The following is a 24,792-nucleotide window of genomic DNA, read 5'->3' as shown; positions in this document are numbered from 1 at the left end:
CAGTGGCGTGAGGTGCCGGAGGGCTGGACGATTACTCGCCCGAGCCTTCGCCGTGGCCGTGGTGCGGCGCCGGAGCGTCGCGGTCCAGCAGCGCCTTCATCGACAGCTTGATGCGACCCTTCTCGTCGGTCTCGAGCACCTTGACCTTGACGATCTGGCCTTCGCTCAGGAAGTCGGTGACCTTCTCGACGCGCTGGTGCGCGATCTGGCTGATGTGCAGCAGGCCGTCCTTGCCCGGGAGGATGTTGACCAGCGCGCCGAAGTCCAGGATCTTGGTGACCGCGCCTTCATAGACCTTGCCGATCTCGGCTTCCGCGGTGATCTCGGCGATGCGCTTCTTGGCGATCTCGGCCTTGGCGCCGTCGGTCGACGCGATCGTGATCGTGCCGTCTTCGCCGATGTCGATCTGCGTGCCGGTCTCTTCGGTCAGCGCGCGGATGGTCGCGCCGCCCTTGCCGATCACGTCACGGATCTTCTCCGGATTGATCTTCATCGTGTACAGACGCGGCGCGAACTGCGAGATCTCGGCGTTGGCTTCGCCCTGGGCGCCGACCATGGCTTCCAGGATGTGCAGGCGGGCTTCCTTGGCTTGCGCCAGGGCGACCTGCATGATTTCCTTGGTGATGCCCTGGATCTTGATGTCCATCTGCAGCGCGGTGATGCCCGAGGTCGTGCCGGCCACCTTGAAGTCCATGTCGCCCAGGTGATCTTCATCGCCCAGGATGTCGGTCAGCACGGCGAAGCGGTTGGCGTCCTTGATCAGGCCCATGGCGATGCCGGCGACGTGCGCCTTCAGCGGCACGCCGGCGTCCAGCAGCGACAGGCAGCCGCCGCAAACCGAAGCCATCGACGACGAGCCGTTGGACTCGGTGATTTCCGAGACGACGCGGATCGAGTACGGGAAGTCTTCCTTGGTCGGCAGCACGGCGACGAGCGCGCGCTTGGCCAGGCGGCCGTGGCCGATTTCGCGGCGCTTGGGGCTGCCCACGCGACCGGTTTCGCCGGTGGCGAACGGGGGCATGTTGTAGTGCAGCATGAAGCGCTCGGAGTACTCGCCGGCCAGCGCGTCGATGGTCTGCGCGTCGCGGTCGGTGCCCAGCGTCGCGGCGACCAGCGCCTGCGTTTCGCCGCGGGTGAACAGCGACGAGCCGTGGGCGCGCGGCAGCACGCCATTGCGGATCTCGATGGCACGCACGGTGCGGGTGTCGCGGCCGTCGATGCGCGGCTCGCCGGCCAGGATCTGGCCGCGCACGATGCGGGCTTCGATCTCGAACAGCAGGCCGTCGACCTCGACGCCGTCGAAGGCGGTGCCTTCGGCGGTCAGGGCAGCCTTGACCTTCGAGTAGGCCGAGCGGCAGGCCTCGGTGCGGGCCTGCTTCGAGCGGATCTGGTAGGCGGCGCGCAGCTCTTCTTCAGCCAGGGCGGTGACCTTGGCGATGAAGGCTTCGTCCTTGGCCGGGGCGACCCAGTTCCAGGACGGCTTGCCGGCGTCGCGGACCAGTTCGTTGATGGCGGCGATGGCGACCTTGCCCTGGTCGTGACCGAAGGTCACGGCGCCCAGCATGATGTCTTCGCTCAGCTGGTCGGCTTCGGACTCGACCATCAGCACGGCGGCTTCGGTGCCGGCGACGACCAGGTCCAGCTTGGAGTCGATCAGCTGGGTCTTGCCCGGGTTCAACACGTATTCGCCGTTGACGTAGCCCACGCGGGCGGCGCCGATCGGGCCGTTGAACGGGATGCCGGAGATGGCCAGCGCGGCGCTGGTGGCGATCAGGGCGGCGATGTCGGCCTGGACTTCAGGGTTCAGCGACACCGTGTGGATCACGACCTGGACTTCGTTGAAGAAGCCTTCCGGGAACAGCGGGCGGATCGGGCGGTCGATCAGGCGCGAGGTCAGGGTCTCGAGCTCGCTCGGACGGCCTTCACGCTTGAAGAAGCTGCCGGGGATCTTGCCGGCGGCGTAGGTCTTCTCGATGTAGTCGACGGTCAGCGGGAAGAAGTCCTGGCCGGCCTTGGGCGAGGACTTGGCGACGACGGTCGCCAGCACCACGGTGTCCTCGATGTTCACCAGCACGGCGCCGGAGGACTGACGGGCGATCTCGCCGGTCTCCATCACGACTTGATGTTGGCCCCATTGGAAGGTCTTCACGACCTTGTTGAACATGCTCATTCGAGTTCTCCTCAGTTCAGGGATGCGCCGCTCACGGTGCGGCACAAGGACCGGGAGTGAAACTGGGTTTGGCGGGATGCCATTCCAGAGCGGCTGCAGGTCCCGGCTGCCGCCGGCGAACGCATTGCAATCGCTTTGGAATGACACATCGGCGCCACGTCAGTTCAACTCCGTTGTGTGACCGGTCCACCGACCGGTCGGGCCGCCTGCCGGAACACTCCGGCCGACAGCACGCTGAAAGCACGCAGAAACGACAAAGAGCCTGTTGGAGTCAGACCAATCAGGCTCTTTGCTTTCATGCGCCGATTACTTGCGCAGACCCAGCTTCTGGATCAGGGCGGTGTAACGGTCGGCGTCCTTCTTCTTCAGGTAGGACAGCAGGCTCTTGCGCGCGTTGACCATCTTCAGCAGACCGCGACGGCCGTGGTGGTCCTTGGCGTGCAGCTTGAAGTGGGGGGTCAGTTCGTTGATGCGCGCGGTCAGCAGGGCGACTTGCACTTCCGGCGAGCCGGTGTCGTTGGCGCTGCGCGCGTTGGCCTTGACGATCTCGGCCTTGTTTTGGTCGAAGCTGGACATGATGCGTTCCTTGTTCCGGAATGATTCGGAAGGTCCGCCGGCATGCCAGTGAAGGCGTCGAGTGCGCTGACGGTTTCCGAGGTTTGACTTGCGATCACAGGTGAAACCGACCCGTGTCGTGCTGATTGCGTCCCGCCGCTCGTGGGGATGGTCCTGGAACTGACCCCGGGAGCTGGCGAAAAACCCACGGAGTATATCCGATTGGCACCCCATCCGGCGAACCGTGCCCGGCGGATGACTCACGGACGGCGGGCTCAGCCGGGGCGCACCATCCGGCAGGCGGACGGCCGCGCCGCCTGGGCAGCGTCGAGGAAGCGCAAGGTACGGAAGCCGTACCCCGAACCTTCGTTGTCATGCGGGGTCCCGGCCTCGCCGGCGCGACGCATGATGCTGACGTACAGCGGCTGCTGGAGTTGATGATCCGCAGGCCGCATCCAGCCCTGGTGCGCCACGTCGAGCGGCCGACCGTCCAGCCGCAGCCCCTCCAACGCCAGCGCGATCGCCTTCGGATCGGCCGTCCCCGCCTGCTCCATCGCGGCGACCAGCATCTCGATCATGAGCTGCATCCGCGCATGGAGGTAGTCGTGCTCCGGCTTCGGGAAACGCTGGCGGAACGCGGCGTAGAAGCGCTCCGAGTCCGCCGTGCCGACGTTCGGGTGCCACTCAGCCACCGCCAGCACGCGGTCGACGCCCGCCTCGCCCAGCACGCTGGGCACGCCCAGCGCATTGCCATAGAAGGTGTAGAAGCGCGCGTCGAGCCCGATGTCCTTCGCCGCCTTGATCAGCAGCGTCAGGTCGTTGCCCCAGTTGCCGGTGAGCACCGCCTGGGCGCCGCTGGCGCGGATCTTGGTCGCGTAAGGCAGAAAGTCCTTCACGCGGCCGAGCGGATGAAGCTCGTCGCCGACGATTTCCAGGTCGGGACGGCGCTGGGTCAGCATCGCCCTCGCCTGCTCGCGCAAGTGCTGGCCGAAGCTGTAGTCCTGCCCGATCAGGTACAGCCGCTTGAGGCGCCGATCCTGGGCGATCACCTCGATCAGCGCGGCCAGCCGCATGTCGGTGTGCGCGTCGAAACGGAAGTGCCAGAAGCTGCACTGGGCGCCGGTCAGCGCCGGATCGACGGCCGCGTAGTTGAGGAACAGCGCGCGACGGTCGGGCTCGCGCGCGTTGTGCCGATCGAGCGCGCCGATCAGCGCGCTCGCGACGGCGGAACTGTTGCCCTGGAGGACCACCGGAATGCGCTGGTCCGTCGCCGCGCGCAGCATCGACAGCGACTCCTCGACGGAGCCCTTGCTGTCGAAGCGGACGATCTCCAACCGGCGCGCGCCACCCGGCAACTTCACGCCGCCGCGGGCGTTGACGCGCTCGGTCGCCCAGATGAGGTTGCGGAACACTGTCTCGCCGCCGTTGCCGAGCGGACCGGACAGCCCTTCGATCAACGCGAGCCGGATCGGAGGCGGGGAGGCGATGCCAGCAACGCCCATCGGGGCCGGTGCCGGCACCGTTTGAGCCAGCACGACGTCCGCCGTCAGCGCGGACATGACGGCCATCGCGGCGGTCAAGGCGACCACCGCCCTTCTCGTCCAACGCATCAGAGCTGGGCCGGGCCGGCGAGTTGCGACAGGTCCCAGCGCGGCTTGACCTCGAAGCCGCCGCCGCGCGTGAGGTTGGCCATGTCACGCTGCAGGCGCAGGCCGGCCGCGAGCGCGATCATGGCGCCGTTGTCCGTGCACAGGTGCAGCTCGGGATAGTGGACGCGCACGCGCCGCTTCTCGCAGGCCGCATCCAGTTGCTCGCGCAGGCGCTTGTTGGCGCCGACGCCTCCCGCCACGACCAGGCGCTTCAGGCCGGTCTCCTTCAGCGCCAGCAGCGCCTTCTTGACCAGCACCTCGACGATCGCGGCCTGCGTCGATGCGGCGAGATCGGCGCGCTGCACTTCGGTGATGCCGCCGGGCTGCGCTTCGAGCTTGCGGACCTGCGTCAGCACCGCCGTCTTCAGACCGGCGAAACTGAAATCCGGCTTGCCGCTGTGCATCAGCGGGCGTGGCAGCGCGAAGGCTTCCGAATTCCCCTGCTCCGCCAGCTTCGACAGATGCGGACCACCCGGATACGGCAGGCCGAGCAGCTTGGCCGACTTGTCGAAGGCTTCGCCGGCGGCGTCGTCGATGGTTTCGCCGAGCAGCTCGTAGCTGCCGACGTCGTCGACACGCATCAGCTGCGTGTGGCCGCCGGACACCAGCAGGGCGACGAAAGGGAACTCCGGCGGATCCGCCGAGAGGAACGGCGACAGCAGATGGCCTTCGAGGTGGTGGATGCCCATCACCGGCCGATCGAGTGCCGCGCCCAGCGATGCGGCGACGCCGGCACCGACCAGCAGCGCGCCGGCAAGACCCGGCCCCTGCGTGTAGGCGACGACGTCGACGTCCGCGAGCGACAGCCCGGCGCCCGCGAGCACCTCGCGGGTCAGCGGCAGCACGCGGCGGATGTGGTCGCGCGAGGCCAGCTCGGGCACGACGCCGCCGTAGGCCTGGTGCATCGTGATCTGGCTGTGCAACGCGTGCGCGAGCAGCGTCGGCACGCCGTCGCCGGACGCGTCGACCAGCGCCACGCCGGTTTCGTCGCAGGAGGATTCGATGCCGAGGACGCGCATGGGATCAGCCGTTCAGGATGCCTGGAAAGTCGCCGCGAACCGCCGCCGGGCCGGCGAAGCCGGCCGCAGCGATCAATGGTTCTCCTTGGCGTGGTTGATCGAGTACTTCGGGATCTCGACCGTCACGTCCTTGTTGGAGAGGATCGCCTGGCAGGACAGGCGCGAGTTGGGCTCCAGGCCCCAGGCGCGGTCCAGCATGTCTTCCTCGTTCTCTTCCATCTCGGACAGCGACGCGAAGCCCTCGCGCACGATCACGTGGCAGGTCGTGCAGGCGCAGACCTGGTCGCAGGCGTGTTCGATGTCGATGTGGTTGTCCAGCAGCGCTTCGCAGATCGTCGTGCCGGAGGGGGCCTCGATCGACTTGCCCTCGGGCGCGTATTCGGGATGGGGAAGGATCTTGATGACGGGCATGGGGAGGAGTCCTTGAGGCGGGCGAGCTGAGCTTTTCCGGCTGGGCGTCGGCTTGCGATCAGACCTGATCGATGCTGCGGCCGGTGAGGGCCTGCTGGATGCCGCGGTTCATGCGCGCGGCGGCGAAGGCCTCGGTGCCCTTGGCCAGCGCCTCGACGGCGGCGTCGATCGCATCGGCGTTCGCGACCGCGTCGTCGGCCTGCGCCTTCGCGAGCAGGTCCGTCTGCAGCGCGGCGATCTCGGCGCGTTCAGCGTCGCTGAGCAGGTCGCCGTCGGCACGCAGCGCGGACTGCGTCGCGAGGATCATCCGCTCGGCGTCGACCCGCGCTTCGCGCAGCTTGCGGGCCACCATGTCGCCCTCGGCGCTGGCGAAACCCTCGCGCAGCATGGTCGCGATCTGGTCGTCGGACAGGCCGTAGCTCGGCTTGACCTGCACCGCCGCCTCGACGCCGGAGCCCAGCTCGCGCGCGGAGACGCTCAGCAGGCCGTCGGCGTCGACCTGGAAGGTCACGCGGATGCGCGCGGCGCCCGCCACCATCGGCGGAATGCCGCGCAGTTCGAAGCGCGCCAGCGAGCGGCACTCGCTCACCAGCTCGCGCTCGCCTTGAAGCACGTGCACCGCCAGCGCGGTCTGGCCGTCCTTGAAGGTGGTGAAGTCCTGCGCCTTGGCCACGGGGATCGTGGCGTTGCGCTCGATGATGCGCTCGACCAGACCGCCCATGGTCTCCAGACCCAGCGACAGCGGGATCACGTCCAGCAGCAGGATCTCGCCGTCCGAGCTGTTGCCGGCCAGTTGATTGGCCTGGACGGAGGCGCCCAGCGCGACGACTTCATCAGGATTCAGATCGGTCAGGACCTCGCGGCCGAACAGCTCGCCGACGACGCGGCGCACGATCGGCATGCGCGTGGAACCGCCGACCATCACCGTGCCCTGGACGTCCTCCGCGGCGACCTTGGCGTCGCGCAGCACGCGGCGCACGGCCAGCAGCGTCTTGTTGACCAGCGGCTGCGCCAGCTCGTCGAACTGGCCGCGCGAGACCTCGATGTTCAGCGCGCCGGCGTCGAGCGCGGCGCTCAGCGTCACGCGCTCGTGGTTGGTCAGCGATTCCTTGGCTTCGCGAGCAGCAACCAGCACGCGGCGCTTGTCCGCTGCGCTGCTCACACTCAGGCCCGCCTGCGCCAGCGCCCAATCGGCCAGCAGGCGATCGAAATCGTCGCCGCCGAGCTGCGCATCGCCGCCGGTCGCGACGACTTCAAACACGCCCTTCGTCAGGCGCAGCAGCGAGATGTCGAAGGTGCCGCCGCCCAGGTCGTAGACGGCATAGAGGCCCTCGTTGCCGGTGTCGAGCCCGTAGGCGATCGCGGCGGCGGTGGGCTCGTTGATCAGGCGCAGCACGTTCAGGCCCGCGAGCTGCGCCGCGTCCTTGGTCGCCTGACGCTGCGCGTCGTCGAAGTAAGCGGGCACCGTGATCACGGCGCCGAACAGGTCGTCGTTGAACGTATCCTCGGCGCGCTGGCGCAGCGTGGCCAGGATCTCCGCACTGATCTCGACCGGCGACTTCAGGCCTTCGCGCGTGAGCACGCTCAGCATGCCGGGCGTGTCCTCGAAGCGGTACGGGAGCTTGTCGCGGTTGGCGATGTCGTCGAGGCGCCGGCCCATGAAGCGCTTCACCGAGACGATGGTGTTCTCCGGATCCTCGGCCTGCGCGGCGAGCGCGTCGTAGCCGAACTGGCGACGGCCTTCCGGCATCACGCGCACGGCCGACGGCAGGATCACGCGACCCTGGTCGTCCGGCAGGCACTCGGCGACGCCGTGGCGCACCGACGCCACCAGCGAATGCGTCGTGCCGAGGTCGATGCCCACCGCGATGCGGCGCTGATGGGGATCGGGCGACGCGCCGGGTTCGGAGATTTGCAGCAGGGCCATGGTGTGTTGTCTTGTTCTTCGGATGTCGATGAGGCGGTCCCGGGCGGTACCGCCTCAGGAGTGCTCAAGCGTATCGAGCCGATGGTCGATGTCCGAGCGGAAACGCGTCAGGAACATCAGCGCGCGCACCGACTCGGCGGCGCCGGCGGCATTGCCCTCGCCGTCGAGCTGGCGGCCGGCCTGCGCCAGCAGCGCGCGTTCGCGGTCCGCGACCTGCTTGTCGATGGCCAGGATCGCGTCGGGCGTCTTCGCCTCGTCGAGCGACTCCCGCCATTCCATCTGCTCCATCAGGAACGCCGCGGGCATGCGGGTGTTCTCGTTGGCCTGGATCGGCGCGCCGCGCAATTCGCAGAGGTAGGACGCGCGCTTGAGCGGATCACGCAGGCGCTGATGCGCCTCGTTGACGCGCAGCGCCCACTGCATCGCCAGGCGCTGCGACGCCGCGCCGTCGGCGGCGAAGCGGTCGGGATGCACCTTGGCCGCGAGCGCCTTCCAGCGCTCGGCGATCTCGGCGCCGTCCTGCGCGAAGCGCTGCGGCAGTCCGAAGAGGATGAAGTCGTCGTCGTCGAGTTTCACGATGGCAAAGAAAAAGCGCGGCTTCTGGCCGCGCCGCTCGGTGGTGTCGAAGCAGCCCGCAAGGAACCGCCGGGCCGCCCCAAGGTTTCTTGCGGCCCCCTCGGGGGGGCGGGACGGGCAACGCCCGGCCCGGGGGCCGACATTCAGACTCGGAAGGATTCGCCGCAGCCGCAGCGGTCCTTCTCACGCGGATTGCGGAACTTGAAGCCCTCGTTCAGGCCCTCGCGGACGAAGTCCAACTCGGTGCCGTCCAGGTAAGGCAGGCTCTTCGGGTCGATCAGCACCTTCACGCCATGGCCTTCGAAGATCACATCCTCCGGGGCCACGTCGTCCGCGTACTCCAGCTTGTAGGCCAGGCCCGAGCAGCCGGTGGTCTTCACGCCCAGGCGCACGCCCACGCCACGACCGCGCTTGGCGATGTAGCGCGTGACGTGCCGGGCGGCGGCTTCGGTCAGGGTGACGGACATCGCGGACCTCAGGCGCTGGCGGTCGCGCCAGCCTCGGCGTGCTGACCGTGCTTGGCGCGGTAGTCGTCCACCGCGGCCTTGATGGCGTCCTCGGCCAGGATCGAGCAGTGGATCTTCACCGGCGGCAGGGCCAGCTCTTCCGCGATCTGGTTGTTCTTGATGGTCAGCGCCTGGTCCAGGGTCTTGCCCTTGACCCACTCGGTGACCAGCGAGCTCGACGCGATGGCCGAGCCGCAGCCGTAGGTCTTGAACTTGGCGTCCTCGATCAGGCCGGTCGCGGGATTGACCTTGATCTGGAGCTTCATCACGTCGCCGCAGGCCGGCGCGCCGACCATGCCGGTGCCGACGGACTCGTCGCCCTTGTCGAAGCCGCCCACGTTGCGGGGGTTTTCGTAGTGGTCGATGACCTTGTCGCTGTATGCCATGTCTCGTTCTCCAACAACTTTGTTCGTAATGATCAGATGGCGATCAATCCGCCGCAATCAATGAGGGGCGCTCAATGCGCTGCCCATTGGATGGTGCTGATGTCGACGCCTTCCTTGTACATGTCCCACAGCGGGGACAGTTCGCGCAGCTTGGCGACCCGGTCCTTCAGCAGCGAGACGGCGTAGTCGATTTCCTCTTCGGTCGTGAAGCGGCCGATCGTCATGCGCAGCGAGGAATGCGCCAGCTCGTCGCTGCGGCCCAGCGCGCGCAGCACGTAGCTCGGTTCCAGGCTCGCGGACGTGCAGGCCGAGCCCGACGACACGGCGATGCCCTTGATGCCCATGATCAGAGACTCGCCCTCGACGTAGTTGAACGAGGCGTTGACGTTGTGGGGCACGCGGCGGGTCAGGTCGCCGTTGATGAACACCTGCTCGATGTCCTTCAGCCCGTCCAGCAGCCGTTGCTGCAGCGCCTTGATGCGGGGCAGCTCGGCGGCCATTTCCTCGCGGGCGATGCGGAAGGCTTCGCCCATGCCGACGATCTGGTGCGTCGGCAAGGTGCCCGAACGCAGGCCGCGCTCATGTCCGCCGCCGTGCATCTGCGCTTCCAGGCGCACGCGCGGCTTGCGGCGCACGTACAGCGCGCCGATGCCCTTGGGGCCGTAGGACTTGTGCGAGGCTAGGCTCATCAGGTCGACGGGCAGCGTGGCCAGGTCGATCTCGACCTTGCCGGTGGCCTGCGCGGCGTCGACGTGGAAGACGATGCCCTTCTCGCGGCACAGCGCGCCGATGGTCGGGATGTCCTGGATCACGCCGATCTCGTTGTTCACGAACATCACCGAGATCAGGATCGTGTCGGGACGGATGGCCGCCTTCAGCACGTCCAGGTCGATCAGGCCGTCCTCCTGGACGTCGAGGTAGGTGACCTCGAAGCCCTGGCGCTCCAGCTCACGCGTCGTGTCGAGCACGGCCTTGTGCTCGGTCTTGACGGTGATCAGGTGCTTGCCGCGCGACTGGTAGAAGTTGGCCGCGCCCTTGATGGCGAGGTTGTTCGACTCCGTTGCGCCGGAGGTCCAGACGATCTCGCGCGGGTCCGCGCCGATCAGCTTGGCGACTTCGACGCGCGCCTTTTCCACGGCCTCTTCCGCCTCCCAGCCCCACGCGTGACTGCGCGACGCCGGATTGCCGAAGTGCTCGCGCAGCCACGGAATCATCGCGTCGACGACGCGCGGGTCCACCGGCGTGGTGGCGCCGTAGTCCATGTAGATGGGGAAGTGCGGGGTCATGTCCATGGGAACGTTTTTTCTTATCGACTACTGAATCGGGGTGACGCGGACCGGGGTGGACCGGAGGGCCGGGATCACTTGCTCATCGCATTGCCGAGCGCGAACACGGAATTCGGCGCGGTGATGCGGATGGGCTTGACGACGGGGGTGCTCGAGATGGCGCGCTTGATCGGCGCTTCCTCGACGGTGACGCCCTTGGCGAGCTGGTCGTCGACGAGCTTGCGCAGCGTGACCGAGTCGAGGTACTCGATCATCTTGTTGTTGAGCGCCGTCCACAGGTCGTGCGTGATGCAGCGGCCGGTGTCATCGCCCATGCAGTTTTCCTTGCCGCCGCAGCCGGTGGCGTCGATGGGCTCGTCGACGGCGACGATGATGTCGGCGACGGTGATCTCATCGGAACGGCGGCCCAGCGAATAACCACCGCCGGGACCGCGGGTGGATTCGACCAGTTGGTGGCGGCGCAGCTTGCCGAACAGCTGTTCGAGATAGGACAGCGAGATCTGCTGGCGCTGGCTGATCGCCGCCAGCGCGACGGGCCCGCCGTTTTCGCGCAGGGCCAGATCGATCATCGCGGTGACGGCAAAACGACCTTTGGTGGTGAGACGCATCGAACTTCTCCTTGGCGCCCTTGTCGGGCTACAGGACATGGAGGCGGTGGCTCGGCTGACGCCGGGTCGACTCCCGGAGCAGGGTTAACCCCGGCTAAGTCCGACCATTTTACTCAATTAAGAAGAAGCTTGCTCGGGTTACCCCGGACAGGGGTCGAGGGGGCCTGCATCGGGTACCTCGATCTCCCCCGGAAGCAGGGAAATCCGGTGCTGCAGCGCAGCAGGGCAGCGGCGGCGAAGCTCCCGCAGATGGCCGCCGACCATGGCGGCCGGGAGATCGAAGCGCTCGAAATCATCGGTGCGAAGCGCGCGCCCCCGTTGATCGCGGAGCTCATAGCCCCCTTTTCGGGCGTGGTCTTGGCAGGGTTCATCGAATCGCCTTCAGCAAGTCATCCGCCTGGGATCAGAATTTGCTGATCAACCGGTCATCCCCACCCTGGAGTCCAGCCATGAGCCTCTCGCAAATCGAAACCGTCCGCGCCGCGCGTCTGCAATTGATCGACCTCGGCGACGAGAAGACCGCGGCGCTGCTGGAGTGGGCCTTGAAGACGGAGGTTCCGCCCTCGCCGGTCTCCGACACCAAACCGGAGCGCAACGCTCCGCAGGCCGGCTGACGTCCCGTCGGCAGCGCCGAAGCAGAGCGCGTGTATCGATCCTCGCTTTGCTTCCTTCCTCTCCCTGGTCCGGATCCGTAGCCTGCAGCGTTCCCCTGTTTCACGCTCGACTTCGAGTCCGCTGCCATGGTTTCTCCGCGTATCCAGACCTCCCGCCGCCGCTGGCTGACCCAGGCCGCCGCCCTCGCCGGAGCGACCGCCCTGCCCGCGCTTCCTGTCCGCGCCGCCGAGGCCAAGACCCTGCGCATCGGCTACCAGAAATCCAGCACGCTGACGCTCTTCCTCAAGTCGCGCGGCGTCCTGGAGAAGGCGCTGGCGCCTCACCAGGTCACCGTCAGTTGGCATGAGTTCACCTCCGGCCTGCCGCTGCTCGAGGCGCTCAACATCGGCGCGCTCGACCTCAGCGCCGACGTGGCCGACGCCGTCCCGCCGTTTGCGCTCGCCGCCGGCGCCAAGCTCACCTATTACGCCATCGAGACGCCCTCGCCCACCGCGCAGGCCATCGTCGTCCGCAAGGATTCGCCGATCACCAGCGTCGCGCAGTTGAAGGGCAGGAAGATCGGCTTCGCCAAAGGCGCTGGCGCGCATTACCTGCTGCTGGAAGCACTGAGCCAAGCCGGCCTGTCGATCCGCGACATCGAACCCGCCTACCTCACTCCCGCCGACGGCCGTTCCGCCTTCGAGAACGGCGCCATCGCCGCCTGGGTCGTCTGGGATCCGTTCCTGGCGGCCGTGCAGCGCCAGTCCGGGGCGCGCATCCTGGTCGACGGCACGCGCATCGCGGCCTACCGGCGCTTCTACCTGGCGGCGACCGCGTTCGCACAGCAGAACCCGGACGTGCTCCAGCGCGTCTACGACGAACTTCAGCGTGCCGGCGACTGGGTGAAGAAGAACCCCGGCGCAGCAGCCGAGTGGCATGCGCCGGTGCTCGGTCTCGACGCTTCGATCGTCGCCGCCGCCAACGAGCGCCGCAGTTATGCGGTCCGCGCGGTCGACGCGGAATCGCTGTCCGAGCAGCAGCGCATCGCCGACGCCTTCAGCGGCGCGCAGATCCTGCCGCGCCGCATCGCGATCCAGGAATCGCCCGTCTGGCGCCCGGCTTGAATACCGCCCCGACCCCCGACCCGCACCGCCCCGGTCCGATCGCAAGGAGCAACGCCATGTCCGTCCTGAACTCCGACACGGGAGCCGCCCAGGAGCTGTCCCGTCCGCCGGTCCCTAAGCACCCCGCGCCGCTGCCGATCCGCACGCCCGCCGACGTCCGCGCCGCGTTGCTGGCGCGCGTGGAGATCGCGCTGCTCGACGTCCGCGAGGAAGCCGCCTACGCCGAGGCCCATCCGCTGTGGGCCGCCAACCTGGCGGCCTCGCGGCTGGAACTGGACGCATGGGGCCGCCTGCCCCGGCGTGACGTGCCCATCGTCGTCTACGACGACGGCGAAGGCGTTGCGGCGGCGTCGGCGCGCAAGCTGCAGTCGCTCGGCTACACCGACGTCGCCCTGCTCGCGGGCGGCCTGAGCGCGTGGCGCGACGACGGCCTGGAACTTTTCCGCGACGTCAACGTGCCGAGCAAGGCGTTCGGCGAGCTCGTCGAAGCACGTCGGCACACGCCGTCGCTGCCGGCGGAAGAGGTCCAGGAGCGACTCGTTCGTCGCGACAACGTCGTGCTGCTGGACGCCCGACGCTTCGACGAATACCGGACGATGAGCCTGCCCGGCTCGATCAGCACGCCCGGCGGCGAGCTGGTGCGCCGCGCGCGCGACCTCGCGCCGGACCCGTCGACGACGATCGTCGTGCACTGCGCGGGTCGGACGCGCAGCCTGATCGGCGCGCAATCGCTGATCGACGCCGGCGTGCCGAATCCCGTCGCGGCGCTGCGAAACGGGACGATCGGATGGACGCTCGCCGGCCTCGCGCTGGCGCAGGGCCAGGGCCGCTCGCACGAGGATGTGCCGCTCGGCGATCTGAGCGCCGCCCGGGAAGGCGCGGCAGCCCTCGCCCGCCGGGCGCACGTCCAGCGCATCGACGGCTCGGTCCTCGCGGAATGGCTGGCTGATGCCCGACGGTCGACCTACCGATTCGATGTGCGCAGCGCCGTCGAGTACGGTCGCGGCCATCGCCCCGGTTTCCGCAACGCCGCGGGCGGACAACTCGTCCAGGAGACCGATCACCACGTGCCGGTGCGCGGCGCCCGCATCGTGCTGGCCGACGACGACGGCATCCGCGCGCCGATGGCGGCGGCCTGGCTGGCTCAGATGGGTTGGGAGGTCGCCGTGCTGCCGCCCGACGCCGCCGCCCACACCGAGACCGGCCCCGACCTGCCGCCGCAGCCGCTCTCGCCGACGGTCGCGACCGTCACGCCCGCGGAGCTCGCCCGCTGGCGAGCCGAGGAGGTGGATCAGGAGCGGCCGGACACGGTGATCGTCGACGTGGCGCCGAGCATCACCTACATCGTCCGCCACATCCCCGGCGCCTGGTGGAGCCCCCGGGCGCGGCTCGCCGACGCACTCCGCAACGTGATCCCGCCGGCGCGCCGCGTCGTGCTCACCGGCAACCTGGGCGTGCTGCCGCGCTTCGTGGCTGCGGACCTCGCCGCGGAGTTGGCCTCGGAGGGACGCGAACTGCTGGTGCTCGAGGGCGGCACGACGGCCTGGTACGACGCGGGACTGCCGATCGAATCCGCCAATCCGCGCCTGGCCTTCCCGCGCGACGACCGCTACCGCCGGCCTTACGAAGGCACGAATCACCCGCGCGACGCGATGCAGGCCTACCTCGACTGGGAGTTCGGATTGATCGCCCAGCTCGAGCGCGACGGGACGCACTTCTTCCGCGTGATCGAGGACTAGTCCTACTTCCCTTTGCCGGCCGAGATCGGCACGACGTTGTCGTGCACGGCCGCGCCGAAGGCCTGTTCCTTGAGCTGAGACAGCTGGTCGCGCAGGCGCGCGGCCTTCTCGAACTCCAGGTTGCGCGCGTGCTCCAGCATCTGCTTCTCCAGCTGCGTGATGCGCTTGCTCAGGTCCTTCTCGCTCAGCGCCTCGACTTCGGCGGCATCGTGGATCACCTTGGCGTCGTCGCGGCCCGGCTTGTCGCTGTAGACGCCGTCGATCAGGTCGCGGATGCGCTTGACGACGCCGCGCGGCGTGATGCCGTTGGCCGCGTTGAACTCCACCTGCTTGGCACGTCGGCGTTCGGTCTCGCCGATCGCCTTCTTCATCGACTCGGTCATGCGGTCCGCATACAGGATCGCCTTGCCGTTCACGTTCCGGGCCGCCCGCCCGATCGTCTGGATCAGGCTGCGTTCGGCGCGCAGGAAACCTTCCTTGTCCGCGTCCAGGATCGCCACCAGCGACACCTCGGGAATGTCCAGGCCCTCGCGCAGCAGGTTGATGCCCACCAGCACGTCGAAGGTCCCGAGCCGCAGGTCGCGCAGGATCTCCACCCGCTCGACGGTGTCGATGTCCGAGTGCAGGTAGCGCACCTTCACGCCGTTGTCGCTGAGGTACTCGGTCAACTGCTCGGCCATGCGCTTGGTCAGCGTCGTGATCAGCACGCGTTCCCGGATCTCGACCCGGTCGCGGATCTCCTGCAGCACGTCGTCGACCTGGTGCACGGCCGGTCTCACCTCGACGATCGGATCCACCAGTCCCGTCGGCCTCACCAACTGCTCGACGACGTTGCCGGCCTGACGCTTCTCGTACTCGCCCGGCGTCGCGCTGACGAAGATGGCCTGGCGCATCTTGCGCTCGTACTCCTCGAACTTCAGCGGCCGGTTGTCCATCGCCGACGGCAGTCTGAAGCCGTACTCGACCAGCGTGCTCTTGCGCGCCCGGTCGCCGTTGTACATGCCACCGAACTGGCCGATCAGCACGTGGCTCTCGTCCAGGAACATCAGCGCGTCGGGCGGGAGATAGTCCACCAGCGTCGGCGGCGGATCGCCCGGCGCGGCCTGCGACAGGTGGCGCGTGTAGTTCTCGATGCCCTTGCAATGGCCGACCTCCTGGAGCATCTCCAGGTCGAAACGCGTACGCTGCTCCAGCCGCTGGGCCTCGACCAGCTTGCCCTCCTTGATGAAGAAGGCGACGCGCTCGCGCAGTTCCTCCTTGATCGTCTCGATCGCGGCGACCACGCGGTCGCGCGGCGTCACGTAGTGGCTCGAGGGATAGACCGTGAAGCGCGGGATCTTCTGCCGGATCTGGCCGGTCAGCGGATCGAAGAGCACCAGCCCCTCGACCTCGTCGTCGAAGAGCTCGATCCGAAGCGCCAGCTCCGAGTGCTCCGCCGGGAACACGTCGATCGTGTCGCCGCGCACGCGGAAGTGGCCGCGGGTGAATTCCATCTCGTTGCGCGTGTACTGCATGCGCGCCAGCTGCTGGATCACGTCGCGCTGGCCGACCTTGTCGCCCACGCGCAGCGTCATCACCATCTGGTGGTAGTCGCTCGGGTTGCCGATGCCGTAGATCGCCGACACCGACGCCACGATCACCACGTCGCGCCGCTCGAGCAGGCTCTTCGTGCAGGACAGCCGCAGCTGCTCGATCTGCTCGTTGATCGCGCTGTCCTTCTCGATGAACAGGTCGCGCTGCGGGACGTAGGCCTCGGGCTGGTAGTAGTCGTAATAGCTGACGAAGTACTCGACGGCGTTCTTCGGGAAGAACTCGCGGAACTCGCTGTACAGCTGCGCGGCCAGGGTCTTGTTGGGCGCGAACACGATGGCCGGGCGTCCGAGCCGCGCGATCGTGTTGGCCATCGTGAAGGTCTTGCCGGAGCCCGTCACGCCCAGCAGCGTCTGGAAGCTTTCGCCGTCGTTGACGCCGTCCACCAGCCCCTGGATCGCCGCCGGCTGGTCGCCCGCGGGCGGGTACGGCTGGAAGAGCTGGAACGGAGAGCCTTCGAAAGAGACGAATTCGCCCTTCGGCGGCTCGCCCGCGCTGGCGGCGTCCGCCTCTGGCGAGGCAGGTCTCTCCCCGTTGGCGACGGAAATTTCAGGCTTGGCGACGGTGGATCGGCTCATCAGGGTTTCCCAGGGGCAACGCATGTTCCCTGCCTACAATCGGCGGGCTTCGCTGGGCGCTCAGGAGGCGCCTCGGGCGTCAGGACGCGACAGCGTAGCGCAGTCCTCTCCACCGTTTGTCAGGAAAGCCTCCATGTCCTTGTTCGCCGCCGTCGCCATGGCCCCTCGCGACCCCATCCTGGGTCTGAACGAGCAATTCGACGCCGACCCGAATCCCGACAAGGTCAACCTGGGCGTCGGCGTCTATTACGACGACAACGGCAAGCTGCCGCTGCTGGCCTGCGTGGCCGCGGCGGAAGCGCAGATGCAGGCCGCCCCGAAGCCGCGCGGTTATCTGCCCATCGACGGCATCGCCGCCTACGACCTGGCGGTCCAGGGCCTGGTCTTCGGCGCCGACAACGACGTGCTCAAGAGCAAGCGCGTGGCGACCGTGCAGGCCATCGGCGGCACCGGCGGCCTGAAGATCGGCGCAGACTTCCTCAAGCGCCTGAACCCGGGCGCCACGGTGCTGATCTCCGACCCGTCCTGGGAAAACCACCGCGCGCTGTTCACCAACGCCGGTTTTGCGGTCGAGACCTACCCCTACTACGACGCCGCCAACCGCGGCATCCACGTCGACGGCATGCTGTCGGCGCTCAACGCCGCGCCGGCCGGCACGGTCGTCGTGCTGCACGCCTGCTGCCACAACCCGACCGGCTACGACCTGACGCCCACGCAATGGGCGCAGGTGGTCGAGACCGTCAAGGCGAAGCAGCTCGTCGCCTTCCTCGACATGGCCTATCAAGGCTTCGGCGAAGGCATCGCCGAAGACGGCGCCGTGATCCAGCAGTTCCTGGCCGCCGGCCTGGACTTCTTCGTGTCGACCAGCTTCTCCAAGAGCTTCTCGCTCTACGGCGAGCGCGTCGGCGCGCTGAGCGTGGTCTGCGCTTCCGCCGAGGAGACGGTGAAGGTCCTGAGCCAGCTCAAGATCGTCATCCGCACGAACTACTCGAACCCGCCCACGCACGGCGCGCAGGTCGTGGCCACGGTGCTGTCGACCCCGACGCTGCGTGCCCAGTGGGAAGAGGAACTGGCCGGCATGCGCGTGCGCATCAAGCAGATGCGAGAGGCGCTCGTGACTGAACTCCAAGCCGCCGGCATCACCGATGACCTGAGCTACGTCACCCGCCAGAAAGGCATGTTCAGCTACAGCGGCCTGTCCGCCGAGCAGATGCAGCGCCTGCGCTCGGAGTTCGGCGTCTACGGCGTCGACTCGGGCCGGATCTGTGTCGCCGCGCTGAACAGCAAGAACCTGAAGCCGGTCGCCGCCGCGATCGCCGCCGTGAAGAAGGGCTGATCGCGGATCTTCCTGCCGACACCACACTTCGATGCGCTGATCGCCCGATCGGCCTCCGAACACAGGGCCGGACCCGCCGCAGGCGGGCCGGCTCTGCGCATTTATGGCGAAATGCGGGGGTTCGAAGCCCCTCCTTCCGCCTTGCACGGCGCACTGGCGACACACACTGCCTGAAGCCGGGACCTAGAATTGCTGCAATGCACAACGGGTGCCAGCCTTCGCCTCACTCCCCCTCACGAGGTTCGCCAGATGCTCTACCAGCTTTATGAAACCCAACGCGCGCTGCTGAGCCCGTTCTCCGAATTCGCCAGCGCCACGGCCAAGCTCTACAGCCACCCGCTGTCGCCCTTCGCCCATACCCCGCTGTCGCACCGGATGTCCGCGGGCCTCGACCTGATGCACCGTCTGGCCAAGGAATACGAGAAGCCGGAGTTCGAGATCAACAGCGTCGAGGTCGACGGCGTCGACGTCGCGGTGCAGGAACTGGTGGCGCTGGAGCAGCCGTTCTGCCGCCTGCTGCGCTTCAAGCGCTACACCGACGACCAGGCCGTGCTGGCCAAGATGAAGGCGCAACCGACGGTGCTGGTCGTGGCACCGCTGTCGGGCCACCACAGCACGCTGCTGCGCGACACGGTCAAGCAGCTGCTGAAGGACCACAAGGTCTACATCACCGACTGGACCGATGCCCGCATGGTGCCGCTGGGGGCCGGGGCCTTCCACCTCGACGACTACATTTACTACGTCCAGGACTTCATCCGCCACGTCGGCGAGGACTGCCATGTGATCTCGGTCTGCCAGCCGACCGTGCCGGTGCTGGCCGCGATCTCGCTGATGGCCTCCAAGGGCGAGACCACGCCGCGCTCGATGACGATGATGGGGGGCCCGATCGACGCCCGTCGCAGCCCGACGGCCGTCAACAACCTGGCGATGAACAAGAGCTACAGCTGGTTCGAGAACAACGTGATCTACCGCGTTCCGACCAACTTCCCGGGCGCGGGCCGCGAGGTCTATCCCGGCTTCCTGCAGCACACCGGCTTCGTGGCGATGAATCCGGACCGCCACCTGAGCTCCCATTACGACTACTTCCTGGACCTGGTGCGCGGCGACGACGACAGCGTCGACGCCCACCGCCGCTTCTACGACGAGTACAACGCGGTGCTGGACATGCCGGCGGAGTACTACCTGGACACGATCAAGACGGTGTTCCAGGACTTCGCGCTGGTCCACGGGACCTGGGAGGTGGGCGGTGATCTGGTGCGTCCGCAGGACATCACCCAGACGGCGCTGCTGACGGTCGAAGGCGAGCTGGACGACATTTCCGGCGCCGGGCAGACCAAGGCCGCGCACGAACTGTGCAGCGGCATCGACGCGAAGAACCAGGCCCATTACGACGCGGTCGGCGCCGGCCACTACGGCATCTTCTCGGGCCGCCGCTGGCGCGAGAAGGTCTATCCGGTGATCCGCGACTTCATTGCGAAGTACGATGCGGCCCCGTTGCACAAGCCCGCTGCGGCCAAGCGTGCCGCCGCCCGTCCGGCTGCGGCACGCCGGCCGCGCAAGCCGACCGAGTGAATCCCGCCGCTTCCGCCTCCGCTGAACCGACCTCCGCCACGTTCGACGATCTCGTCGAACGCCTGAACCTGGCCCTGCCACAGACGCAATGCACGCGCTGCGGCTATCCCGACTGCCACTCGTACGCCCACGCGATCGCGCGGGGGGAGGCGGCGATCAACCAGTGCCCGCCCGGCGGCGCCGAGGGCATCGCCCGCCTGGCCGCGCTGACCGCCCGCGAGGCCTTGCCCCTCAATCCGGACAACGGCATCGAGGGGCCCAGGCGGCTCGCCGTCATCGATGAAGGCTGGTGCATCGGTTGCACGCTCTGCATCAAGGCCTGCCCCGTGGACGCGATCATCGGCACCAACAAGCAGATGCATGTCGTCATCGATGCCGACTGCACCGGTTGCGAACTCTGCATCCCGGTGTGCCCGGTCGATTGCATCTCCCTGACCGACGCGACGCCGGGACGCAGCGGCTGGGCGGCGTGGAGCGCGCCGCAGGCCGAACGTGCCCGCGAGCGCTACCGCTGGCATGAGATCCGCGTCGCGCGCGACCTGCGCGAGCATGACGCGCGCCTCGACGCCAAGGCGCAGCACAAGCTCGACCCTCTCGAAGAGGAAACGCGCCTCACCGACGCTGCGCAGATCGATCGCAAGCGCGCCGTCATCGAGGCTGCGCTGGCGCGGGCCCGCGCCAAGCGCGGCGTCTGAACGAAGCCCCTTAGCGCGCCATGAACACCACGCAAGTCCGCGAATTCTTCGAGATCCTCCGCCGAGCCAATCCGTCGCCGCAGACCGAGCTCGAATACGCCAGCGTCTTCGAACTGCTCGCCGCGGTGCTGCTGTCCGCGCAGGCCACCGACGTCGGCGTCAACAAGGCGACGAGACGGTTGTTCGTCGTCGCCAACACGCCGCAGAAGATCCTGGATCTCGGCGAGGAACGTCTCGCCGACTACATCAGGACGATCGGGCTCTACAAGACCAAGGCGAAGAACCTGTACGCGACCTGCCGCATCCTTGTCGAGCAGTACGGCGGCGCCGTGCCGCAGAGCCGCGAGGCGCTCGAATCGCTGCCCGGCGTTGGCCGCAAGACGGCGAACGTGGTGCTCAACGTCGCCTTCGGCGAAGCGACGATGGCCGTGGACACGCACATCTTCCGCGTCGGCAACCGCACGGGCCTCGCACCCGGCAAGAACGTGCTCGAGGTCGAGCAGCAGCTGCTCAGGCGCGTGCCGGAGGAATTCCTCGTCGATGCGCACCACTGGCTGATCCTCCACGGACGCTACGTCTGCCAGGCGCGACGCCCGCTGTGCGAGCGCTGCGCCGTCGTCGCGCAATGTGACAGCGCGCCGATGGCCGCGGCCCGTTGAGCGAACCCCGCCCTCTACAATCTGCGCGTTCATCCGTCAGGGAAGCCATGTCCAGCATCAACGACCTAGTCGACCGCGTCGAGCGCCTGCTGGTGCGTCACGAGGAACTCAAACGCACGAACGGCTTGCTCGAGCAACAGGTCCAGGCACTCACCCTGGAGCGCGACAGCCTGCGCTCCAGACTGGCCGCGGCCCGCGCGCGCGTCGACGCCCTGCTGGACCGCCTGCCGCTGGAAGCGGTCGATCTTCTCGAGAGCGGCGGCGACGGCTCTGACACCTCCGATTCTCGAAAGACGGGCGCATGAAGCAAATGGAAGTCACGATCATGGGCCAGAGCTACCTGCTCGGCTGCCCCGAGGGCGGCGAAGCCGCGTTGCAGAAGGCCGTGGGCCGGGTCGACAAGGAAATGTGCGCGATCCGCGATGCGGGCCGGATCAAGGCGCGGGAGCGGATCGCGGTGCTGGCGGCGCTGAATCTCGCCTATTCGCTCACCGATTCGGGCACCGGAGCGGCAGGCGTCGGCGAGGCAACGAATGCAACCGCCGGTGACGCGCGCAGCGCGGACACCGACGGCCCCCTACCCGATCTTGAAACGTTGATGAAGCGGCTCGATGAAGCCCTTGTCCAAGATGGGCAACTGCTGTGATGACGGCACCGCGGCGCGTAGAATCCACCGTGTCCACTGCGTTCGCGTGAGTTTTATATTTCCTTGAACCGATGCTTTCGCGAGCAAGGGCTTGGAACATTGCAGAGCTGGTGTGAGCGTCTCGCGTCAGATGAACCCGAAGCCCTGCTGACCTCGCCCACCTGTACCCCTAGGGTTCAGGAATGCGGCTCACGGTTCGCCGTGGACACCTCTTCCCGAAACCGCGCCTGATCCATCGTCACGCGCGGTTTTTTCATGGTCGACCCTGCCGGTCATCGTCGTGAGGATTCCGCCTTGAGCACCGCAGCGCACGCCAGCCCGCAGTACTGGCTGATGAAGTCCGAACCGGACGAGGCCTCGATCGACCATCTGCAATCCGCCGGAGAGCTCCCGTGGACCGGGGTCCGCAACTATCAGGCCCGCAATTTCATGCGCGACCAGATGCGCATCGGCGATGGCGTGCTGTTCTATCACTCCTCATGTCCGGAGCCCGGCATCGCCGGTTTCGCGGAGGTCAGCAGCACCGCGTATCCGGACGAGACCCAGTTCGATGCCGCGAGCCCCTACTTCGATCCGAAGTCCAAGCGCGAGGAACCGCGCTGGCAGCACGTCGACGTGCGCTTCGTGCGCAAGACGCGCTTGCTGAGCCTGGCGGAGATGAAGCGCGATCCGGCGCTCGCCGACATGCGCACGCTGCAGCCGGGCAACCGGCTGTCGATCACGCCGGTGACGCCGGCGGAGTGGCGACACCTCCAGAAGCTGCTCGCCTGAAGGGCGGACGCGACGGGCGAACGCGAAGCGAAGCCCCGCCGCGGCGTCAGCCGCCCATCCCGAACGGGATCGACGCCAGCACGACCTGATTGCCGCCGCGGCGCTGGGCTTCCTTGACCGCCATCTCGGCGGCGCCCAGCAGTTCTTCCTGGCGAGAGGCGGTATGCGGGAAGCTCGCGACGCCCATCGACAGCGACAGGCCGATGTCCTGCCCGTGCAAAACGACGATCTGTGAATGGCACTGGCGACGAAGCTGCTCCATGCGCGCATGCGCCGTCGCAAGACCGACACCCGACAGCAGCACGGCGAACAGGTCGTCGCCGATGCGGCAGGCCGCGTCCATCGCGCGGGTATTCGCGCGCAGCATGCGCCCCAGGCCCTCGAGCAGGCGCTGGCGGGCCTCTTCACCCAGGCCGGCCTCCGGCGACACCGGATCCAGCGCGATCAGCACCAGCGTGAACTCGCGGTGTTCACGGGTGGAGAGATCGATCTCCCGCAGCAGCTGGTCATCGAACTGCGCCCGCATGTAGAGGCCGGAGACCTCGTCGCGTCCGCTGCCCTGCTGCAGCTCGCGGCGCATCTGCTCGAGCGACTTCTGCTGCTGCTCGAGCTGCTGCAGCGCGCGCTGCAGGTGCGTCTCGCGATGGCGCTCCTCGGTCTTGTCGCTCCACAGCGCCATCACGTGTTCCGCGCCGAGCGGCACGCGCATGACCATGAACTCGCGGCGGCGTCCGCCGATCTCCAGGCGGTGTTCCGAACTCACCACGCCGCGCTGCGCCAGCGTCGCCTGTTCGGAGCGGCGCATCGCCTGCACCTCGTCGCCGCGCATGAGTTCCGCATCGGTGGCGCCGACGATGCCGGCCTCGAGGCGGCCGAAGAGTTCGCTCATGCCGGGGCTGGCGAAGACGTAACGTCCGGTGGCCATCGACTTCACGGTCAGACAGGCACCCGTCGGCTCCAGCAGGCTGAGCAAGCCGGCCGCGACGGGCGTCTGGGACGTTCCCGACGACTCCAGCCAGGCATCGAAACTGGCAGGCGCGGGCGTCGCGGCGGCTTGTAAGTCCATGGGTCAGGCCGGGCCAGGGGGGAGGCCCCTCGCGGTCGAATGGTGGTGGATCGAATGTAGTTGGGCGTCCGTTGCCGGGGCAAGTGCCGTCGGCAGTACAGAGGCGCCACTCCCCCTAAGCTTGGGGTCCGGCATCCTAGCTTGCCCCGGGTCGGGCCGAAGGCGATGCACTTCGCCCAGGGAGGCGGGCCTGCGCTCGGACGGGGACAAGGCGTGAAAATGTCACGCCCGCCTGCCGCGGCGCCATGGGACCTTCACAGGGGACACGCCTCCCGGCAGGAAGCGTTGCGTCTTGCGCAGCGCCGATGCGCGCCGGCAGATGGCGAACGGTCAAAAATAAGGCTAGAATCCTCGTTTTGCTGGCAAACCCTGCGCGTCGATTCGGAAGTGGAATCCGGATACTCCGCTTCGAAGGCAAGCCCTTCCTCGCGAACACCGAGCGCTATTTGAAGGAATTTCATGACCACCATTCGCGTCAAAGAAAACGAGCCGTTCGACGTGGCCCTGCGCCGCTTCAAGCGCACGATTGAAAAGCTGGGCCTGCTCACCGAGCTGCGCGCCCGCGAGTTCTACGAGAAGCCGACTGCCGAGCGCAAGCGCAAGAAGGCGGCTGCCGTCAAGCGTCACTACAAGCGCGTGCGCAGCATGCAGCTGCCCAAGAAGCTGTACTGATCGCCTGATCGGACCGCTTCGGCACCGGGGACCCGTCCACTGACGATCCCCACCGCCGGAACAGCACAGAAAGCCCGCGCAGGACGCTGCCGCGGGCTTTTCTGTTTCTGCGCGACATTACGACATCTCTCACCTCTCCCACATCTCCCTCGAGACCACGAATCAAGGAGCCCTCATGAGCCTGAAGGAACAGATCACCGAAGACATGAAGACGGCGATGCGCGCCAAGGACAGTGAACGCCTGGGCACCATCCGCCTGCTGCTGGCTGCGGTGAAGCAGAAGGAAGTGGATGAGCGCGTCGAGGTGGACGACGTGATGCTGGTGGGCATCGTCGACAAGCTGATCAAGCAGCGCAAGGATTCGATCAGCCAGTTCACGGCCGCGGGCCGCATGGACCTGGCCGACAAGGAATCCGCCGAGCTGAAGGTGCTGGAGGTCTACCTGCCCCAGCGCCTGAGCGAAGCTGAGATCAAGGCCGAAGTCGCCGCCATCGTGACCGAGCTGGGCGCCAAGGGTCCGGCCGACATGGGCAAGGTGATGGGCGCCGTGAAGGGCAAGCTGGCGGGCAAGGCCGACATGGGTCTGGTCTCGGCGGCGGTGAAGGCTGCGCTGGCGGGCTGAGCGCCCTCCTCGCTTCGATTCAACGACAGGAGCAC

At 67.6% G+C, this 24,792-nt stretch carries 25 protein-coding genes and 1 other RNA gene; 13 read left to right on the top strand and 13 right to left on the bottom strand.

Annotated elements, in window-relative coordinates:
- Positions 1 to 31: 31 nt before the first annotated feature.
- From pnp to AC07O8_RS20510, 11 genes are all read right to left on the bottom strand, one after another.
- On the bottom strand, positions 32 to 2,170 hold the full coding sequence (pnp, locus tag AC07O8_RS20560) for a polyribonucleotide nucleotidyltransferase (RefSeq protein ID WP_495049787.1): 2,139 nt from the start codon (positions 2,168 to 2,170) through the stop codon (positions 32 to 34).
- A 306-nt stretch (positions 2,171 to 2,476) separates the two neighbouring features.
- Positions 2,477 to 2,746 carry a 30S ribosomal protein S15 gene (gene rpsO, locus AC07O8_RS20555; protein WP_067273461.1) on the bottom strand — a complete coding sequence of 90 codons (270 nt, stop codon included), beginning with the start codon at positions 2,744 to 2,746 and terminating at the stop codon, positions 2,477 to 2,479.
- A 254-nt stretch (positions 2,747 to 3,000) separates the two neighbouring features.
- Positions 3,001 to 4,284 (bottom strand): branched-chain amino acid ABC transporter substrate-binding protein, encoded by a 1,284-nt coding sequence (locus tag AC07O8_RS20550; RefSeq protein ID WP_495049861.1) that lies wholly within the window; start codon positions 4,282 to 4,284, stop codon positions 3,001 to 3,003.
- A 50-nt stretch (positions 4,285 to 4,334) separates the two neighbouring features.
- Positions 4,335 to 5,393: a tRNA (adenosine(37)-N6)-threonylcarbamoyltransferase complex transferase subunit TsaD gene (tsaD, locus tag AC07O8_RS20545; RefSeq protein ID WP_495049786.1), complete on the bottom strand. Its 1,059-nt coding sequence runs from the start codon at positions 5,391 to 5,393 to the stop codon at positions 4,335 to 4,337.
- Between the two features lie 72 nt (positions 5,394 to 5,465).
- The gene (fdx, locus tag AC07O8_RS20540) at positions 5,466 to 5,804 is read right to left on the bottom strand and encodes an ISC system 2Fe-2S type ferredoxin (protein WP_297532131.1); all 339 of its coding nucleotides are present in this window, start codon (positions 5,802 to 5,804) and stop codon (positions 5,466 to 5,468) included.
- A gap of 58 nt (positions 5,805 to 5,862) precedes the next feature.
- Entirely contained in the window at positions 5,863 to 7,731 is a 1,869-nt protein-coding gene (hscA, locus tag AC07O8_RS20535) for a Fe-S protein assembly chaperone HscA (RefSeq protein ID WP_495049785.1), read from the bottom strand.
- 54 nt (positions 7,732 to 7,785) lie between these two features.
- Positions 7,786 to 8,307, bottom strand: coding sequence for a Fe-S protein assembly co-chaperone HscB (gene hscB, locus AC07O8_RS20530; RefSeq protein WP_495049784.1), 522 nt, complete (start codon positions 8,305 to 8,307; stop codon positions 7,786 to 7,788).
- Positions 8,308 to 8,450: 143 nt separating this feature from the next.
- Positions 8,451 to 8,774, bottom strand: coding sequence for an iron-sulfur cluster assembly protein IscA (gene iscA, locus AC07O8_RS20525; protein ID WP_297532126.1), 324 nt, complete (start codon positions 8,772 to 8,774; stop codon positions 8,451 to 8,453).
- 8 nt (positions 8,775 to 8,782) lie between these two features.
- Positions 8,783 to 9,199, bottom strand: coding sequence for a Fe-S cluster assembly scaffold IscU (iscU, locus tag AC07O8_RS20520; protein WP_297532124.1), 417 nt, complete (start codon positions 9,197 to 9,199; stop codon positions 8,783 to 8,785).
- Positions 9,200 to 9,270: 71 nt separating this feature from the next.
- On the bottom strand, positions 9,271 to 10,491 hold the full coding sequence (locus AC07O8_RS20515; RefSeq protein WP_495049783.1) for an IscS subfamily cysteine desulfurase: 1,221 nt from the start codon (positions 10,489 to 10,491) through the stop codon (positions 9,271 to 9,273).
- Positions 10,492 to 10,559: 68 nt separating this feature from the next.
- Positions 10,560 to 11,093 (bottom strand): Fe-S cluster assembly transcription factor, encoded by a 534-nt coding sequence (locus AC07O8_RS20510; protein ID WP_067273486.1) that lies wholly within the window; start codon positions 11,091 to 11,093, stop codon positions 10,560 to 10,562.
- A 449-nt stretch (positions 11,094 to 11,542) separates the two neighbouring features.
- Here AC07O8_RS20510 and AC07O8_RS20505 point away from each other — a divergent pair, with 449 nt between their 5' ends.
- The 3 genes from AC07O8_RS20505 (at position 11,543) to AC07O8_RS20495 (ending at position 14,550) form a co-directional block, all read left to right on the top strand.
- The gene (locus tag AC07O8_RS20505) at positions 11,543 to 11,707 is read left to right on the top strand and encodes a hypothetical protein (RefSeq protein WP_495049782.1); all 165 of its coding nucleotides are present in this window, start codon (positions 11,543 to 11,545) and stop codon (positions 11,705 to 11,707) included.
- Positions 11,708 to 11,833: 126 nt separating this feature from the next.
- On the top strand, positions 11,834 to 12,811 hold the full coding sequence (locus tag AC07O8_RS20500) for an aliphatic sulfonate ABC transporter substrate-binding protein (RefSeq protein WP_495049781.1): 978 nt from the start codon (positions 11,834 to 11,836) through the stop codon (positions 12,809 to 12,811).
- Positions 12,812 to 12,867: 56 nt separating this feature from the next.
- Entirely contained in the window at positions 12,868 to 14,550 is a 1,683-nt protein-coding gene (locus tag AC07O8_RS20495) for a rhodanese-like domain-containing protein (protein WP_495049780.1), read from the top strand.
- Positions 14,551 to 14,552: 2 nt separating this feature from the next.
- Here the strand turns inward: AC07O8_RS20495 and uvrB are convergent, their stop codons facing one another.
- Positions 14,553 to 16,718 carry an excinuclease ABC subunit UvrB gene (gene uvrB, locus AC07O8_RS20490; RefSeq protein ID WP_495049779.1) on the bottom strand — a complete coding sequence of 722 codons (2,166 nt, stop codon included), beginning with the start codon at positions 16,716 to 16,718 and terminating at the stop codon, positions 14,553 to 14,555.
- Positions 16,719 to 16,851: 133 nt separating this feature from the next.
- On the opposite strand from uvrB, the gene AC07O8_RS20485 reads away from it, so the two are divergent.
- The 8 genes from AC07O8_RS20485 (at position 16,852) to AC07O8_RS20450 (ending at position 22,397) form a co-directional block, all read left to right on the top strand.
- On the top strand, positions 16,852 to 18,054 hold the full coding sequence (locus AC07O8_RS20485) for an amino acid aminotransferase (protein WP_495049778.1): 1,203 nt from the start codon (positions 16,852 to 16,854) through the stop codon (positions 18,052 to 18,054).
- Between the two features lie 249 nt (positions 18,055 to 18,303).
- Complete coding sequence (locus AC07O8_RS20480) at positions 18,304 to 19,626, top strand: polyhydroxyalkanoate depolymerase (protein WP_495049777.1); 1,323 nt, start codon at positions 18,304 to 18,306, stop codon at positions 19,624 to 19,626.
- The gene (gene rsxB, locus AC07O8_RS20475; RefSeq protein WP_495049776.1) at positions 19,623 to 20,321 is read left to right on the top strand and encodes an electron transport complex subunit RsxB; all 699 of its coding nucleotides are present in this window, start codon (positions 19,623 to 19,625) and stop codon (positions 20,319 to 20,321) included. The genes AC07O8_RS20480 and rsxB overlap by 4 nt, the downstream gene beginning before the upstream one ends.
- A 20-nt stretch (positions 20,322 to 20,341) precedes the next feature.
- Positions 20,342 to 20,980, top strand: a complete 639-nt coding sequence (gene nth, locus AC07O8_RS20470; protein WP_495049775.1) for an endonuclease III — start codon at positions 20,342 to 20,344, stop codon at positions 20,978 to 20,980.
- Positions 20,981 to 21,027: 47 nt separating this feature from the next.
- Complete coding sequence (locus tag AC07O8_RS20465; RefSeq protein WP_297530076.1) at positions 21,028 to 21,285, top strand: cell division protein ZapB; 258 nt, start codon at positions 21,028 to 21,030, stop codon at positions 21,283 to 21,285.
- Positions 21,282 to 21,626, top strand: coding sequence for a cell division protein ZapA (locus AC07O8_RS20460; protein ID WP_495049774.1), 345 nt, complete (start codon positions 21,282 to 21,284; stop codon positions 21,624 to 21,626). The genes AC07O8_RS20465 and AC07O8_RS20460 overlap by 4 nt, the downstream gene beginning before the upstream one ends.
- A 29-nt stretch (positions 21,627 to 21,655) precedes the next feature.
- A non-coding RNA gene (ssrS, locus tag AC07O8_RS20455) (6S RNA) lies at positions 21,656 to 21,836 on the top strand.
- Between the two features lie 123 nt (positions 21,837 to 21,959).
- Positions 21,960 to 22,397, top strand: coding sequence for an EVE domain-containing protein (locus AC07O8_RS20450; protein WP_495049860.1), 438 nt, complete (start codon positions 21,960 to 21,962; stop codon positions 22,395 to 22,397).
- Positions 22,398 to 22,443: 46 nt separating this feature from the next.
- Here the strand turns inward: AC07O8_RS20450 and AC07O8_RS20445 are convergent, their stop codons facing one another.
- Positions 22,444 to 23,463, bottom strand: a complete 1,020-nt coding sequence (locus AC07O8_RS20445; protein WP_495049773.1) for a GGDEF domain-containing protein — start codon at positions 23,461 to 23,463, stop codon at positions 22,444 to 22,446.
- A 459-nt stretch (positions 23,464 to 23,922) separates the two neighbouring features.
- On the opposite strand from AC07O8_RS20445, the gene rpsU reads away from it, so the two are divergent.
- Positions 23,923 to 24,135 carry a 30S ribosomal protein S21 gene (gene rpsU / locus AC07O8_RS20440; protein WP_012346814.1) on the top strand — a complete coding sequence of 71 codons (213 nt, stop codon included), beginning with the start codon at positions 23,923 to 23,925 and terminating at the stop codon, positions 24,133 to 24,135.
- Between the two features lie 175 nt (positions 24,136 to 24,310).
- A complete protein-coding gene (locus tag AC07O8_RS20435; protein ID WP_495049772.1) occupies positions 24,311 to 24,757 on the top strand; it encodes a GatB/YqeY domain-containing protein in 447 nt (148 codons plus the stop codon).
- The last annotated feature ends 35 nt before the right edge of the window (positions 24,758 to 24,792 follow it).

The sequence above is a fragment of the Roseateles sp. GW821-FHT09G09 genome (genome assembly GCF_059415965.1).
The sequence above is the reverse complement of the archived record's forward strand: the minus strand, read 5'-3'. Positions and strand labels throughout refer to the sequence as shown.

What these genes read in the sequence shown, in the direction of transcription:
- pnp (WP_495049787.1), bottom strand. Translation starts at nt 2,170, where the DNA reads ATGAGCATGTTCAACAAGGTCGTGAAGACCTTCCAATGGGGCCAACAT.
- rpsO (WP_067273461.1), bottom strand. Translation starts at nt 2,746, where the DNA reads ATGTCCAGCTTCGACCAAAACAAGGCCGAGATCGTCAAGGCCAACGCG.
- AC07O8_RS20550 (WP_495049861.1), bottom strand. Translation starts at nt 4,284, where the DNA reads ATGTCCGCGCTGACGGCGGACGTCGTGCTGGCTCAAACGGTGCCGGCA.
- tsaD (WP_495049786.1), bottom strand. Translation starts at nt 5,393, where the DNA reads ATGCGCGTCCTCGGCATCGAATCCTCCTGCGACGAAACCGGCGTGGCG.
- fdx (WP_297532131.1), bottom strand. Translation starts at nt 5,804, where the DNA reads ATGCCCGTCATCAAGATCCTTCCCCATCCCGAATACGCGCCCGAGGGC.
- hscA (WP_495049785.1), bottom strand. Translation starts at nt 7,731, where the DNA reads ATGGCCCTGCTGCAAATCTCCGAACCCGGCGCGTCGCCCGATCCCCAT.
- iscA (WP_297532126.1), bottom strand. Translation starts at nt 8,774, where the DNA reads ATGTCCGTCACCCTGACCGAAGCCGCCGCCCGGCACGTCACGCGCTAC.
- iscU (WP_297532124.1), bottom strand. Translation starts at nt 9,199, where the DNA reads ATGGCATACAGCGACAAGGTCATCGACCACTACGAAAACCCCCGCAAC.
- AC07O8_RS20515 (WP_495049783.1), bottom strand. Translation starts at nt 10,491, where the DNA reads ATGGACATGACCCCGCACTTCCCCATCTACATGGACTACGGCGCCACC.
- AC07O8_RS20510 (WP_067273486.1), bottom strand. Translation starts at nt 11,093, where the DNA reads ATGCGTCTCACCACCAAAGGTCGTTTTGCCGTCACCGCGATGATCGAT.
- AC07O8_RS20505 (WP_495049782.1), top strand. Translation starts at nt 11,543, where the DNA reads ATGAGCCTCTCGCAAATCGAAACCGTCCGCGCCGCGCGTCTGCAATTG.
- AC07O8_RS20500 (WP_495049781.1), top strand. Translation starts at nt 11,834, where the DNA reads ATGGTTTCTCCGCGTATCCAGACCTCCCGCCGCCGCTGGCTGACCCAG.
- AC07O8_RS20495 (WP_495049780.1), top strand. Translation starts at nt 12,868, where the DNA reads ATGTCCGTCCTGAACTCCGACACGGGAGCCGCCCAGGAGCTGTCCCGT.
- uvrB (WP_495049779.1), bottom strand. Translation starts at nt 16,718, where the DNA reads ATGAGCCGATCCACCGTCGCCAAGCCTGAAATTTCCGTCGCCAACGGG.
- AC07O8_RS20485 (WP_495049778.1), top strand. Translation starts at nt 16,852, where the DNA reads ATGTCCTTGTTCGCCGCCGTCGCCATGGCCCCTCGCGACCCCATCCTG.
- AC07O8_RS20480 (WP_495049777.1), top strand. Translation starts at nt 18,304, where the DNA reads ATGCTCTACCAGCTTTATGAAACCCAACGCGCGCTGCTGAGCCCGTTC.
- nth (WP_495049775.1), top strand. Translation starts at nt 20,342, where the DNA reads ATGAACACCACGCAAGTCCGCGAATTCTTCGAGATCCTCCGCCGAGCC.
- AC07O8_RS20465 (WP_297530076.1), top strand. Translation starts at nt 21,028, where the DNA reads ATGTCCAGCATCAACGACCTAGTCGACCGCGTCGAGCGCCTGCTGGTG.
- AC07O8_RS20460 (WP_495049774.1), top strand. Translation starts at nt 21,282, where the DNA reads ATGAAGCAAATGGAAGTCACGATCATGGGCCAGAGCTACCTGCTCGGC.
- AC07O8_RS20450 (WP_495049860.1), top strand. Translation starts at nt 21,960, where the DNA reads ATGAAGTCCGAACCGGACGAGGCCTCGATCGACCATCTGCAATCCGCC.
- AC07O8_RS20445 (WP_495049773.1), bottom strand. Translation starts at nt 23,463, where the DNA reads ATGGACTTACAAGCCGCCGCGACGCCCGCGCCTGCCAGTTTCGATGCC.
- rpsU (WP_012346814.1), top strand. Translation starts at nt 23,923, where the DNA reads ATGACCACCATTCGCGTCAAAGAAAACGAGCCGTTCGACGTGGCCCTG.
- AC07O8_RS20435 (WP_495049772.1), top strand. Translation starts at nt 24,311, where the DNA reads ATGAGCCTGAAGGAACAGATCACCGAAGACATGAAGACGGCGATGCGC.